At 61.4% G+C, this 15,576-nt stretch carries 3 protein-coding genes; 2 read left to right on the plus strand and 1 reads right to left on the minus strand.

Annotated features, from left to right (window positions below; translation table 11 throughout):
• Nucleotides 1-13,596: a non-ribosomal peptide synthetase gene (locus KQP88_RS12790; protein WP_216703231.1), complete on the plus strand. Its 13,596-nt coding sequence runs from the start codon at nucleotides 1-3 to the stop codon at nucleotides 13,594-13,596.
• 73 nt (nucleotides 13,597-13,669) lie between these two features.
• Nucleotides 13,670-14,044: a cupin domain-containing protein gene (locus tag KQP88_RS12795; RefSeq protein ID WP_216703232.1), complete on the plus strand. Its 375-nt coding sequence runs from the start codon at nucleotides 13,670-13,672 to the stop codon at nucleotides 14,042-14,044.
• A gap of 48 nt (nucleotides 14,045-14,092) precedes the next feature.
• On the opposite strand, the gene KQP88_RS12800 is transcribed toward KQP88_RS12795, so the two are convergent.
• Nucleotides 14,093-15,118 (minus strand): hypothetical protein, encoded by a 1,026-nt coding sequence (locus KQP88_RS12800; RefSeq protein ID WP_216703233.1) that lies wholly within the window; start codon nucleotides 15,116-15,118, stop codon nucleotides 14,093-14,095.
• Between the last annotated feature and the right edge of the window lie 458 nt (nucleotides 15,119-15,576).

Genomic DNA, 15,576 nt, shown 5'->3' on the forward strand with positions numbered 1-15,576 from the left:
TTGAACGATCGTAACGAAAGCCTCGACCAGTTGAAACGCGCCGCCCTGCTGCGCCTGCTCCAACAACGCGGTGCCAGCCGTACCGAGCGTGCGCCTCAGGATGCAATCGAAGCGGCAGACCGCAGCACCGCGCTGCCCCTGTCGTTCGCCCAGCAGCGCCTGTGGTTTCTCGATCAACTCGACCACACCGCCAGCGCCGCCTATCACATGCCTGCGGCCTTGCGTCTGACCGGCACCCTGGACAGATCGGCGCTGAAGTCTGCCCTCGATCATCTGGTGGCACGCCACGAAAGCCTGCGCACGACCTTCGAGCAAAAGGGCGAGCAGCCGGTGCAAGTCATCGCCGCGGCCGATAGCGGCTTTACGCTGGTGGAGCAGGATTTGCGTGAGCAGTCCCCGGAACAGGCACGCCTGAGCGCCACCCGGATCAGCGAGGCCGAAGCAGCAGAGCCTTTCGACCTGCTCAAGGGGCCGCTGATTCGCGGCCGCCTGTTGCAAGTGACTGATGACGAACATCTGCTGCTGATCACCCAGCACCACATCATTTCCGATGGCTGGTCCATTGAAGTGCTGGTCCGGGAGTTCTCTGCCCTTTATGAAGCCTTTGTCGGCAACCAGCCCAACCCGCTGCCGCCCTTGTCGATCCAGTATGCCGACTACGCCGCCTGGCAACGCCAGCGCATGAATGGCGAACTTCAGACCCAGCATGTGGAGTTCTGGCGCAATCACTTGAGCGGTGCGCCAGCCCTGCTGACAGTGCCCACCGACCGGCCACGTCCGCCAGTGCAAAGCCATGAAGGCAGCACCCTGAGGTTCAGCCTGCCCAAGGACCTTTCCCGGGCAGTCGGCGCCTTTGCCCAATTGCGCGCCGCAACGCCCTTCATGACCCTGATGGCCGCCTGGGCCGTGCTGTTGACCCGCATCAGCGGCCAGCAGGACGTGGTCATCGGCACCGTCGCCGCCAATCGTGATCGTCAGGACGTACAGGGGCTGATCGGCTTCTTTGCCAACACCCTGGCCTTGCGCGTCCGCTTGCAGGCTGACCCGAGCCTTGATGAAGTCATGGCCCAGGTGCGCAACCTGATGCTGGAATCGTCGAGTTATCAGGACACGCCATTCGATCTGGTGGTGGAAGCACTCAAGCCGCCGCGCAGTGCCAGCCACAGCCCGATTTTCCAGACCATGCTCTACACCAATGCCGGCAACGACTCGGAACAGCTGCGTCTGCCGGGCCTGACGCTGGAGTTCCTGTCTTCGCGCCAGGAAGACACCCAGCACGATCTGTCCCTTCACATCGATGAGGGCGGCGAGCAACTGGTGTGCAGCCTGTCCTACTCCACGGCACTGTTCGACGCATCGACCATCGAACGGCTTTCCCGACGCTTCGAGCGGGTGCTGCGCTCTTTCACCGAGGCACCGGAAACCCGAGTGGGCGCACTGGATCTGGACCCGGATCTTGATCTGCCAAAGGTGCAGCCAACCGGTCACAATGACCTGGAAACACCACTGTCCTGGCACCAGGAACGTATCTGGTTCGTCGACACCTTTGAAACCGGCTATCTGTATGACGCCAACCCGATCTACCACAACATCCCGCTGTTGCTGGAGCTTGACGGCGAGATCGACAACAGCGCCCTGCAAACGGCCCTCAATGGCCTGATGGCCCGCCATGAAATCCTCCGCTGCCGGGTACTCAGCGATGGCGCCAGAGCCTGGCAGCGTTTTGAAAAGAATGCCGCACTGCCCCTGAACTGCCTGCAAGCCACATCCGGCCAATGCACCGCCATTGCTCTGGAAGACGCTGCGCAGCCATTGCACATGGACGGCGGTGCACTGGTGCGGGCGACTCTGGTACAGGACGGCTCTCGTGAGTCGGTACTGGCCATTACGGTTCATCACTTGCTGGCCGACCGGGCTTCGATGCAGATCATCAAGCGCGACGTGCTGGAACTCTATGACGCAGCCTGCTCGGGACGCGAACCGCAACTTCCGGACCTGCCGGTGACCTATCGCGACTTCGCCCAGTGGCAGCGCCAGTTGCCTGCGGCGACCCGTGAATCCCTGCGTTCGTTCTGGGCTTACCAGTTGCGCGGCAAGCTGCAACCCATGGAGCTGCCTCTCAACCGTCCCCGTGCAGCGGTTCATGTCTTCACACCCGCCACTCATGCCTTCGAACTCACGGCCAGGCAAGTCAAGGCCGTGGAAGCCGTTGCCCGCCGCGCCGGAGTTTCCACCCAGAGCCTGGCGCTGAGTGCATTCACCGCCCTGCTGCGCCGTTATGCCGGGCATGACGAACTGGTGGTCGGCACCACCGCTGCCTGCCGCGAAGACCAGGCGCTGCAAAACATCGTCGGCCCGGTCGGCAACCTGCTGGTGCTGCGCGGTGCCTGTGATGAAAACACCTCGCTGCAAGGCTTGCTGACCCAGACCGCGACCAGACTGGCCCAGGCCCACAAGCACCGCTACATGCAGTTTGACCAACTGGTACTGGCCATCAATCCCGACAAGGACATGAGCCGTACCGCGCTGTTCGATGTGCTCTTCAACTTCGAACAGGCCCGGCAGACGCCTGATCAGGTTGCGGGCCTCGGAGTGCGTACTCTGGAAACCAGCCTGGGTTACGGCAAGAACGACCTGCATCTGCTGATCGTTGCCAGCGAAGCTCAGTGGCAGGGTCACATGACCTATAACGCCGACTTCTTCGACCCGGATTTCATCGCGCAACTGATGCAGCATTTCGTCCGTCTGCTGGACGCCTTTGCTGGCGATGCCGAACAACCGGTGGATGACATTCCACTGCTGGATGAACAGGACAAGCTCGTTCAGGCCTTGCACTGGAACGATACCGAGGCCGCGTACCCGGCTGATGCGACGCTGCATCAGCTGTTCGAGGCTCAGGTTCTGGCCACGCCAGAGCATATTGCAGTCAACAGTGCCGAAGGCCAGCTCACCTATAAGGCACTCAATGAGCGTGCCAACCATCTGGCCCATCGCTTGCGTGACAGCGGGGTTGCGCCTCAGGAGTTGATCGCCATTCTGCTGGACCGCTCGCTGGACATGATTGTCAGCACCCTGGCCGTGCTCAAGGCCGGTGCGGCCTATGTGCCCATCGATCCGGCTTCGCCTGCCGATCGCATGGCCTACATTCTGAAAGACAGTGGCGTGCGCAAGATCATAGCCCGTAAAGAGACGGCCGAATCACTGGCCGACACGGCACTTGAAATCTTCGATCCCGCCTCGCCGAACAAAGAGCGCAGCAGCGCCGCTAACCTGGAAAACCTCACAGCACCGGAACACTTGTGCTACGTGATCTACACCTCGGGCTCCACCGGCCAGCCCAAGGGCACCTTGCTGGAACACCGCAACGTGGTGCGTCTGCTGCACAACAGCCGCAGCCCTTTCAACTTCGGCAGCAACGATGTCTGGACCCTGTTCCACTCCAACGCCTTCGATTTCTCGGTATGGGAAATGTTCGGTGCCCTGCTGCACGGCGGGCGTCTGGTACTGGTGCCGGAACCCGAGCGTCGTGATCCGGCGCTGTTCCTCGATTTCCTTGAACGCGAACAGGTCACGGTTCTCAACCAGACACCGTCTGCCTTCCTGCCCTTGAGCGAAGCGGCGCTGGGACGCCAGGAAACCGCTCTGCGCGCATTGAAATACGTGATCTTCGGTGGCGAAAGCCTGGAAGTGAACCGTCTGGCAGCGTTCCATGGCGCCTTCCCCGGGGTGGCGCTGGTCAATATGTACGGCATCACCGAAACCTGCGTGCACGTGACCTTCAAACACATCAAGGCCGAGGACATCAAAGTCGGCATCTCCAATGTGGGACGGCCGATCCCGACCACCGTGACTTACGTCATGGACAGCAAGCAGCGCCTGCTGCCGGTAGGCGTACCAGGTGAAATCTGTGTCGGCGGCCTGGGGGTCGGGCGCGGTTATCTGAACCGCCCGGAACTCACTGCCGAGCGTTTCATCGACGATCCTTTGCGTCCAGGCGAACGCCTGTACCGCTCGGGCGACCTGGGCAAACTGCTGAGCAATGGCGAAATCGTGCATCTGGGGCGTATGGACGCTCAGGTCAAGATTCGTGGTTTCCGTATCGAACTGGGCGAGATCGAGGCCAAACTGCTGGCCTGCGAAGGCGTGCATGAAGTGCGCGTGCTGGCCCGCGACGATGCCCGTCAGGGCAAACGCCTGATCGCCTACCTGATTCCCGAGCCAGGTGCAGTGATTGAAGTGGCGGCCTTGCGCAAGCAATTGGGTGCGACTTTGCCGGACTACATGGTGCCCAGCGCTTTTGTCAGCCTGAACGCCTACCCACTGACCGCCAACGGCAAACTGGATCAGGATGCCCTGCCCGCTGCGGGTGTGGATTCCATGTCCGAGCGCGGCTATGAAGCACCTCAGGGCGCTACCGAACAGGCCCTGGCACAGATCTATCAGGAACTGCTGGGAGTCGAGCGCGTGGGTCGTCGCGACGGTTTCTTCGAGCTGGGCGGCCATTCGTTGCTGGCGGCACAACTGGTGTCTCGCGTGCGTCAGGTACTGGGCGGCGAGCTGATGCTGCGTGAGCTGTTCAGCCACCCGACCGTCGAAGAGCTGGCCAGGGTCATCGGCACCCTGGAACAGAGCGCGGTTGCAGACATCAAGCCTGTAAACCGTGAAGCTCCGCTGGTGCTGTCCTTCTCTCAACAGCGCCTGTGGTTCCTCGATCAACTGGACCCCAATGCCAGCATCGCCTACCACATGCCGGCGTCCCTGCAATTGCACGGCGAACTGAACACCAGAGCCTTGAAAGATGCCCTCGATCATCTGGTGGCCCGCCACGAAGGGCTGCGCACCACCTTCAAGCGCATCGCAGATCAGCCGGTGCAGGTGATTGCCGCGCCCGACAGCGGTTTCAGTCTGACCGAACACGACCTGCGCGCCCTGCCTTTCGAGGAGGCGCAATCCAGTGCGGCACGTATCGCCCAGCGCGAAGCGGCAGCACCTTTCGACCTGCAGCAAGGACCACTGATTCGCGGCAGCCTGATACGCCTGGCCGATGACGAATACCGCTTGCATATCACCCAGCACCACATCATTTCCGATGGCTGGTCCGTGGGTGTTCTGGTCAGGGAATTCGCGCAGATCTATGAAAGCTTCAGCCAGGGCAATACCCCATCGCTGAAACCATTGGCGATCCAGTACGCCGACTATGCCGCCTGGCAGCGTGAAACCCTGGCAGGCCCGCAACTGGCCAGTCAGCTTGAACAATGGCGCGAACACCTCAGTGGCGCACCGACCCTCCTGAACCTGCCTGCCGACCGGCCAAGACCGGCGCTGCAAAGCTATCGCGGTGCCGATGTACCACTGGCCCTGAGCCCGCAACTGCTCGCCCAGGTGGAACGCTGCTGCAAACAGCACGACGTCACGCTGTTCATGGTCCTGCTCAGCGCCTGGTCGGTGCTGATGGCGCGGCTGGGCAACGAGCGCGATGTGGTGATCGGCGTGCCGACCGCCAACCGTGGCAATGCGCAGGTCGAATCCCTGATCGGCTTTTTCGTCAACACGCTGCCGGTACGGGTGCAATTGCAGGACGGTCCGAGCGTCGCGCAACTGCTGGCGCAGGTCCGGGACACGCTGCTGGCCGTCCATGAACGTCAGGAAGTGCCTTTCGAGCATGTGATCGAAGCCCTGCAACCGCCTCGCTCCCTGAGCTACAACCCGCTGTGTCAGGTTGCCCTGTCTCTGAACAACACCCCGGACGATGGCCCGCTGAACCTGCCGGGCCTGACCCTCACGGCACTGAATCAGGCTCAGGAAACCTCGCAGTTCGACCTGATGCTGTCCCTGGCGGAAAACGCCGGAGAACTGGGTGGTGCCATTCAATACGCCACCGACCTGTTCGACCGTGCAACCGTGGAACGCTTTGCGCAATCCTTCCAGGTTCTGCTGGAAGCCTTTGTCCGCGACAGCGAACAGTCAGTCATGGCCTTGCCGCTGCTGACGCCTGCCCAGCGAGAAGCGCACCCGTCACTGCGCCCTCCTGTGGCAAGCTTCAACACGCCTGCCCTGATTCATCAGCGCTTCGAACACATGGCGGAACAACAGCCCCACGCCATCGCGCTGCAATTCGCAGAACGTCAGGTCAGCTACCAGGAACTCAACCGCAGGGCCAACCGCATCGCCGGGCAATTGCTGGAGCTGAACGTCAAACCTGACGACCGCGTCGGCATTCTCGCCGAACGTGGCGTGGACATGCTGTGCGCCATTCTCGGCGTGCTGAAAGCCGGTGCTGCGTATGTGCCGCTCGACCCGGCCTATCCTCAGGCGCGCCTGAATTATCTGCTGGAAGACAGCCAGCCGGTGGCCCTGCTGGCCCAGCCTGCAAGCCTGGATGCCCTGGGTGATCGCCCCGAGATTGCGCTGATCGAACTCAACCCGCAAACCAGTCCCGGAACGGCCACGGACGCGACCCTGGATCGCAACCCGACACCGGACCTTGGCCCGCAGCATCTCGCCTACGTGATTTACACCTCCGGCTCTACCGGATTGCCTAAAGGCGTGCTGGTGGAGCATGGAAATGTGGCGCGGCTGTTCGATGCCACGCAAGCCAGCTTCAGTTTCGGCAGCGACGATGTCTGGACGCTGTTCCACTCCTTCGCCTTCGACTTCTCGGTCTGGGAAATCTGGGGAGCCCTGGTCTACGGCGGCAAGCTGGTGATCGTGCCCACCGAGCTGGCACGCTCGCCGGACGACTTCCATGCGCTGGTCTGCCGTGAGCAGGTCACTGTGCTGAACCAGACGCCAAGCGCCTTCCGCCAGTTCATCGAAGCCGCCGGGCGCAGCCATGAAGCCCACAGCCTCAAGGAAGTGATTTTCGGGGGTGAAGCCCTGGATGTTCGCACCTTGCGCCCATGGGTCCAGAACACGCCGCTGACCCGCACCCGACTGGTGAACATGTACGGGATTACCGAAATCACCGTGCATGCCACCTTTCATGCTGTCAGCCAGGCTGAAATCGATGCAGGCGATAACGGCCTGATCGGCGAACCTTTGCAGGACCTGTGCCTGCGCATTCTGGATGCCTTCGGGCAGCCGGTGCCGGTCGGTGTCGAAGGTGAAATCTACATTGGCGGCGCCGGTGTCGCTCGCCATTACCTGAATCGCCCCGAACTGAATGCCGAGCGCTTCATCGCCGATCCGTTTTCCGCCAGCCCCGCAGCACGCCTCTACCGTACCGGTGACGTGGCACGCTACCGGGCCGATGGCGAGGTTGTTTACGTGGGCCGCAACGACTCACAGATCAAGATTCGCGGTTTCCGTATCGAACTGGGCGAGATCGAAGCCCGTCTGCAAGCCTGCGACGGCGTGCGTGAAGCCGTGGTGATCGTGCGTGAAGATGCGCCCGGTGATAAACGTCTGGTGGCTTACCTGATCGCCCATGAACAGGCGACGCTGGAGTCGTCGGCACTGCGTTCACAACTGGCCAGTACCCTGGCCGAGCATATGATCCCGAGCGCTTTCGTGCCCTTGTCGGCCTGGCCGCTGACCACCAATGGCAAGCTGGATCGTAACGCATTGCCCGCGCCGGATCGCACCGCAACGGCAACCCGCGACTACGAAGCCCCTCAGGGCGCGCTGGAAATTGCCCTGGCCTCGGCCTGGCAGGAACTGCTGGGTATCGAGCGAGTGGGTCGCGAAGATCACTTCTTCGAGCTGGGCGGACATTCGTTCCTGGTGATCAGCCTGATCGAGCGCCTGCGCCAGAACGGCATTGTGCTGGACGTGCGCAGCGTCTTTGCCGCACCGACACTCAAGGCCATGGCGGCGGTGCTGTCCACCGATACCGGGACTGTCAGCGCTTCTATCCCGCCGAACCTGATCCCTGACGGCTGCACGGAGATCACTCCAGACATGCTGCCGCTGGTCACGCTCACCCAGGCGGAGATCGAGCAGATTGTGGCGGACGTGCCAGGTGGTGCAGGCAATGTCCAGGACATCTACCCGCTGTCGTCGCTGCAGGAAGGGATTCTCTTCCACCACCTGTTGCAGAACCAGGGCGATGCGTACCTGATGCGCACCGTGGTGAAATTCGATCAGCGCGAGCGTCTGGACGAGTTTCTGGCTGCGCTGCAAAGCGTGATCAATCGTCATGACATCCTGCGCACGGCCCTGCGCTGGTCCGGCCTGCCGAAACCGGTGCAGATCGTGCAGCGCCAGGCAACGCTGCCGGTGAACGTGCTCGACAGCAGCCAGGCTGCCGATCCGTTGCAGATGCTGCACGAACACACCGACACCCAGACCCTGAGTCTGGATCTGCAACAGGCGCCGCTGATCGCGGCCTACATGACCTGGGACAGAACCCGGGAGCAATGGCTGCTGGCGCTGCTGGATCACCACCTGATCAGCGATAACGTGACCCTGCGCCTGATCATGTCGGAGATCTACGCCATCCTGCATGGCGAAGGTCACAGCCTGCCGCCGTCCCATCCTTACCGGAACTTCATTGCCAAGGCGGCCATGGTTTCCCAGGAAGAGCACGAAGCCTATTTCCGCAAACTGCTGGGCGACGTCGACGAAACTACCGCACCTTATGGCGTGCTGGATGTTCAGAGCAGCGGTGCCGGCAATACCAAGGCGATCCGCTACCTGAGCGACGAGGTCAGCGCAGCCGTTCACCGCGTGGCCAAAATCCGTGGCGTGCCCAACTCCGTGCTGTTCCATGCGGCATGGGGACTGGTAGTCGCGGCCACCAGCGGGCGCGACGATGCGGTGTTCGGCACGGTGTTGTCGGGCCGCTCCCAGGGGGCCAGCGGTGCCGACCAGGCACTGGGCATGTTCATCAACACCCTGCCAATGCGCATTCGCCTGGAGCAAAGAAGCGTCAGCGACATCGTCCAGGATGCCTATCAGCAATTGAGCGAACTGCTGACCCATGAGCAGGCATCACTGGCCCTGGCCCAGCGTTGCAGTGCGGTCGATGCGTCGATGCCGTTGTTCACCGTCATCCTCAACTGCCGCCATGGCGAGATGATCACCGCCGATGGCAGCAATATCGCGGAATTCGACAAGTGGGACGGTATCCAGTTCGAGGCGTCGGAAACCCACACCAACTACCCGATCGAAATTGCCGTGGCGACTGAAAACGGTGCGATTTCGCTGACCTCCCAGACAGTGGTCGGCATCGACCCGCAACGGATTGCCGATTATCTGGCGCAGGCAGTAACCGTGCTGGTGGAAGCGCTGGAGCATACGCCGCAACGTCTGGCCGATACCCTCGATATCCTGCCTGTGGCAGAGCGCCAACTGGTGCTGGACGGTTTCAACCAGACCGCCAGCGACTTTGGCAGCCCTCGTCCCTTGCAGACCCTGTTCGAGGAGCAGGTTCAGGCTCAACCGGACGCCATTGCCTTGGTTCACGAGCAGACACAACTCACCTATGCCCAGCTCAACCGTCGGGCCAACCAGCTGGCCCAGCGTCTGCTGTCCCACGGCATTGAGCCGGAACAGCGGGTTGCCATCTGCGCGGAACGCGGCACCGAGATGATCGTGGCCCTGCTCGCCGTGCTCAAGGCCGGCGGCGCTTATGTGCCCATCGACCCGGATCACCCGACCGACCGTATCGCCTTTATCCTCAAGGACAGTAACGCTCAGGCTCTGCTCTGCCAGCAGGCTCTGATTGCTCACTTGCCTGACGAGCAAAGCCGTCCAGCGCTGATCCTGCTCGACGAACATGACCTTGCATCGGTCGATAACGATCCGCAGTACGACAGAAACATCGACCCTGCCGACCTCGGCCTGACCGCCGAAAACCTGGCGTATGTGATCTACACCTCCGGCTCCACCGGACAGTCCAAGGGCGTGATGGTCGAGCACCGTTCGGTGTTCAACTTCAGCCAGGTGATGGCGCGGACCACCCACGCCCATTGCCCGCCACAGGCCAATGTGGCGCTCAATGCCGGGTTCTACTTCGACATGTCCATCAAGGGCATCGCCCAGCTGTTCTTCGGACATCGTCTGATCATCATTCCGCCATTGATTCGTGCCAGTGGCCATGAACTGCTGGATTTCCTCGAAAAACATCAGGTCCATGCCTTCGACTCCACGCCTTCGCAACTGGATACCCTGCTGGCAGCCGGTCTGCTGGAGCGTCGCAGCTACCAGCCGATCAGCGTCCTGCTGGGTGGCGAAGCCCTGAATGCCGCGACCTGGGACAAGCTGCGCCAGAGCCGGAACATTCACTTCTACAACATGTACGGCCCGACCGAATGCACGGTGGATGCTTCCCTGGGGCTGATCAGCGAACTGGGCGATCGCCCGAGCATCGGCAAGCCGCTGTCCAACATGCAAGTGCTGGTACTCGACAAGCGTGGCCAGCCCGTGCCGGTGGGCGTGACCGGCGAGTTGCATATCGGCGGTGCCGGTGTGGCCCGCGGCTACCTGAACAATCCGCAAATGACCGCAGAACGCTTCTTCAGCAACCCGTTCTCCAGAGAGCAACAGGCTCGCTTGTACAAGACCGGCGACCTGGGTCGCTGGAAAGCCGACGGCAGCCTGGAATACGCCGGACGCAACGACTTCCAGGTCAAGATTCGCGGTTTCCGTATCGAACTGGGTGAAATCGAAAGCGCACTGCTGACCTCAGCGGCAGTGCGTGAAGCGGTGGTCATCGCTCGCGAAGACAATCCGGGCGAAGCCCGTCGTCTGGTGGCCTACGTTTGTGGTGAACCGACCTCTGCCGAGGAATTGCGCGCCCTGCTGCTCCAGCGTCTGCCGGAATACATGGTGCCCAGCGCCTTCGTGCAACTGGAATCCATGCCGCTGACCGCCAATGGCAAGCTCGACCGTCGCGCCCTGCCCGCTCCGGGTCAGGAATCGCTGGCCAGCCGTGCCTATGAAGCGCCACAGGGCGAAGTGGAAGAAGCCATTGCCAAAATCTGGCAGGACCTGCTGCATGTGGAGCGAGTCGGTCGCAACGATGGCTTCCTGGAACTGGGTGGCCATTCCTTGTTGGCAGTGCAGTTGCTCTCGCGGCTGCGCCGCAAGCTCGGTACCCGGCTGACCCTGCGTGAGCTGTTCGACGCCCCGACCGTACGCGGTCTTGCTGCAAGGGTGGAATCGGCATCGTCCGAGCAAAGCCAGACCATCCCGCTGGCCAACCGCAAGGAGAAGCTCGCCCTGTCGTTCTCGCAACAACGGTTGTGGTTCCTGGATCATCTGGACCCGGCAGCCGGTGCCGCCTACCACCTGCCCGTGGCCCTGCGCCTGAGTGGACAGCTGAACCCCGAAGCCTTGCAGGCCGCCCTTGACCGTCTGGTGGCCCGCCATGAAAACCTGCGGACTTCGTTTGCACTGGTCGATGGCCAGCCGGAACAGAAAATCGCACCGGCGGACCGTGGCTTCACACTGACGCGGCACGACCTGCGCTCGTTGTCGGCCACAGAACGTCAACAGGCCATCGAGCAACTGGGCGAAACCAATGCCAGCACGCTGTTCGACCTCAGCAACGGACCGCTGCTCAGAGGTTCTCTGGTGCAGACTGGCGACCATGAGCATCTGCTGTTCATCACCCTGCACCACATCATCTCGGACGGCTGGTCCAACAGCGTTCTGGCCCATGAGATCAGCGTGCTTTACAGCGCATTCAGTCAGGGCCAGAAGGACCCGCTGCCGGCCTTGCCACTGCAATATGCCGATTACGCCGTCTGGCAACGGCAGTGGTTGCAGGGTGCTGCCCTGCAGGCCCAGACCGATTTCTGGCACAAGCACCTGCATGGCGCACCCGCCTTGCTGAACCTGCCCCTCGACCGGCCTCGTCCGGCGGTGCAGAGCTATGCCGGTGGCATCATCGACTTCGCCCTGCCCGACGGGTTGAGCGAGCAGTTGCGTGCCTTCAGTCAGGCACAGGGCACCACCCTGTTCATGACCCTGCTCGCGGGCTGGTCGACCCTGATGACTCACCTCAGCGGCCAGGACGACGTGGTGGTCGGCACACCGGTCGCCAACCGCCAGCGTACCGAGCTGGAGCCTCTGATCGGGTTCTTCGCCAACACCCTGGCCTTGCGGGTCAAGGCCGAGCGTGAGACGAGCGTCTCCCGGTTGCTGGTCGGTATCAGGGACTTGACCCTGGCGGCCTTCAATCACCAGGATCTGCCTTTCGAGCAAGTGGTCAGCGCGTTGCAGCCCACCCGCAGCATGAGCCACAGCCCGCTGTTCCAGGTGATGCTCAGCCTCAACAACACGCCTCCCGCACCGCTGACGCTGCCGGGCCTCGAGATCGAGTCGCTGGAAAGTGCTCACCACACCACCCAGTTCGACCTGTCGCTGTCCCTCACCGAAGACCAGGGCACGCTGTACGGCAGCATGCAGTACGCCAGCGACCTGTTCGATACCGCAACGGTGCAGAACATTCTCGATCTGTTCACCCTGAACCTGGAGCATCTGATCGCCGATGCCCGGCAACCGGTCGGCAAGTTGCTGGAGCAGTTGCCAGCGCTGGAGCGCGCCGGGAACGCGCCGCATCAGCCTGCCTCGCTGGATGCACAGGAAGCAGAAGCCTTGCCTTATGAAGCACCCCAAGGCGATACGGAGCTGGCCATTGCAAGCATCTGGCAGGAGCTGTTCAAGACAGAGCAGATCAGTCGTCACGATGATTTCTTCAAGCTGGGCGGCATCTCGCTGATGGCCGTGCAAATGACCTCAAGGCTGCGCAAGGTGCTGGGCAAGTCCATCGCAGTCCGTGACCTGTTTGTCGAGCCTACCGTGGCCGGTTTCGCCCGGACGCTGGATCAGCAGGCTGGCCAGGGCACGCGGAGCAATCTGGTGCCGATCCGTCGCAACGGCAGCCAGCGCCCATTGTTCCTGGTCCACCCGTTGGGCGGCGAAGTGCAATACGCCCGGGACCTGGCACCGGAGCTGGATATCGACATACCGGTCTACGGACTGGCGGCCAGTGGCTTCGCAGCCGGTGAAAAAACGCCGACCACGATCCAGGCCCTTGCCGCCAGCTACCTGACAGCAATTCGCGCCGTGCAGCCCAAGGGGCCTTACCGGATTGCCGGCTGGTCCGCTGGCGGTCTGATCGCCCACGAAATGGCGCATCAGGCCATTGCCGCAGGCGAAACCGTCGAGTTCCTGGGGATTATCGACACCTCGGTCCACAAGACAGCGCCTGCCGAGCAACCGATCAGCGAAACGCAGTTCCTGCTGGAATGGCTGCCCGAAAGGATCGAGCCAAGCATCAGGCGTGAGCTGGATGCCCATGCCGCCGCCAACCGGATCGATCAGATGCTTGCGCTTTGCCTGGCCAATGACCTGTTGCCGCAGGAGCTGGGCAAAGACATCGACGCCCAGTCACTGCGCACTCACCTGAAGGTTGCCCATGCCATCCGTCAGGCGGTCGATGCCTATGTCAGCCCGGTGACGGCAGTGAATGTATCGCTGTTTACCGCCAGGGATCAGGAGCGTGTCGATGCATCACTGGGCTGGAGCGAGCTGCAGGGCGACCGTGTGCAGATCACTCCGCTGCGCGGCGAGCACAACACGCTGGTGAAGGCGCCCTACGTCAGAGCTCTGGGCGAAGCCATCACTCTGGCCTTGAAGCGTCTATAACTTCCAGCAGCATCGGCGGCCTGGCGCAACAAACGCCAGGCCGCCATTCTCTGGATTGAAGCGAGGGCTTTCTGTGAATGGAGTATCTGCAACGGCCATCAACTTTGCCGAAAAGTTTTCCCTGTTTTCGGAGCAATGGACACCCAAGGTCATCGCGCAGATGAACGACTACCAGTTCAAGCTGGTTAAGGTCGAAGGCGAGTTTATCTGGCATAGCCATGCCGATACCGATGAAGTCTTTATCGTCATTGAAGGCGAGCTGGAGATTCACCTGCGCGATGGCAAGGTCACTCTGGGAGCGGGAGAAATGTATGTAGTCGGCAAAGGTATCGAGCACAAGCCTTGTGCAACGCGGGAAGCCAGGATTCTGCTGGTCGAACCCCGTGGTGTCATCAATACCGGCGAGCATACCGGAGAGATGACGGCCGAGAACGATCGCTGGATCTGAAACGTGCTCCCGCACACTGCGCGGGAGCCTTCAGCCTGAAGCTCTGGGTCAGGAAACCACCGCCTTGACGGGCGGCTGGGTACGACGTCCCAGTACACCGGCACCTGCGGCCACCAGACCGGAAATCACCATGGTGATCAACAGCATCCAGGCAGCCTGGGAAACCCGTTTGGCAGTCACTTCGGCGGCTTCACGGGCTTTCTGTTCGGCCTGGGCTTTCAACTCCTCATACCTGGCATAAGCCTCGCGATAACTGGCCTGAGCCTGATCGACAATCTGGTTGGCCTCTTCATCGGTCTTGTTGCCACGGGCCTTGATCAGATTGACCATGGCCTGGCGGTCGGCTGCATCCCAGACCTGATCCCCCTTCTCCTTGATGCGATCCATCAGGCTACCCAGTTGCTCATCGGCCTGCTGAGGGTTCTGCGCACCTTGGCGGGCAGTATTCTGCGCGTCCTGCTGGGCGGAGTCGGCTTCCTGCCGGACAGTGTCAGGGTTCAGCTCCGGCTTGCCGGTCTGGCGCATGGCCGTTTCGATTTCCCCCTGAATATCGTTGAGGTTGAAGTCGATACCTTGCGCACGCAGTTGTTCCTGAATCCTGTCACCCAGCGCAGGCGCGACCTGAGCGATGCCGCTGCCCAGTGCCGACATGCCGCTGCCCGCCAGATTCAAGCCACCGCGCACCACGCCCGTGACAGCGCTGGACACCAGATAGACCGTGATCAGAGAAACGCTGGCCCACACCAGCAAACCATGGAATGCACCCTCGCGTTGGGCCAGGCGTCCTGCTGCCCAGCCGCCGACGAACAACGAGATCATGGAACTGGCGACCAGCCAGATACCGGCGCCGGTGCCGATCCCGGACATGGGGTTGGCTTCCTCGATCGGATCGATGCTGGCACTGCCGATAGCCGTGCCCAGCAGGTTCAGGAGCAATGAAACAACCATGGCCAGCACGACACCGGCCAGTATCGCACTCCAGGAAATACGCTTGAGCACTGGCGCAATGGTATGAGCATCCTGATGGACATAGGCGGGATCAGCGCCCGGAGTAATACGGTCATCGCGAATCATGGTGGTAGTCCTTGAAGTCAGTGGCAGAACACGCAAGAAGTCTGCGCTTGGTTCAGTGACCTGAAGGCGAGCCAGGAAGTTTAATACTTCCGTCGAATAATCCATAAATAAGTAAAGACGTTACAACGGGTGTTTCATATAAGCGCAGCGAGACGGTTCATTGATATTACAAACTGCGTTCATTCGTTATTAAAGTACTCCGCACAGTAACTTTTCTAACAATATTGTAATAGTCAGCTCACCTTCCCGTTAGGATCCGCACCGTATCATCACCCTCACGACTGGTCAGCGCCGATGAGAAATCTCGCGCCGAACAGATGAAGAAGTCGGAAGGCTGAAAATAGCGTTGTAACTTCACCTTTATGGCCATACGACTCCTTTGGTAAAGGTGAATCTTCAAGCGTCCTCAGGGACGCTTTTTTTTGCGCCGGGATATTCGCGAATGAATTCGCTCCTAC

Origin of the sequence: Pseudomonas lijiangensis (assembly GCF_018968705.1) — a bacterium.
Taxonomy (GTDB): Bacteria; Pseudomonadota; Gammaproteobacteria; order Pseudomonadales; family Pseudomonadaceae; genus Aquipseudomonas; species Aquipseudomonas lijiangensis.

Bases quoted from the DNA above. Each gene is read 5' to 3' on its own strand.
- KQP88_RS12800 (WP_216703233.1), bottom strand. From the start codon at position 15,118: ATGATTCGCGATGACCGTATTACTCCGGGCGCTGATCCCGCCTATGTC.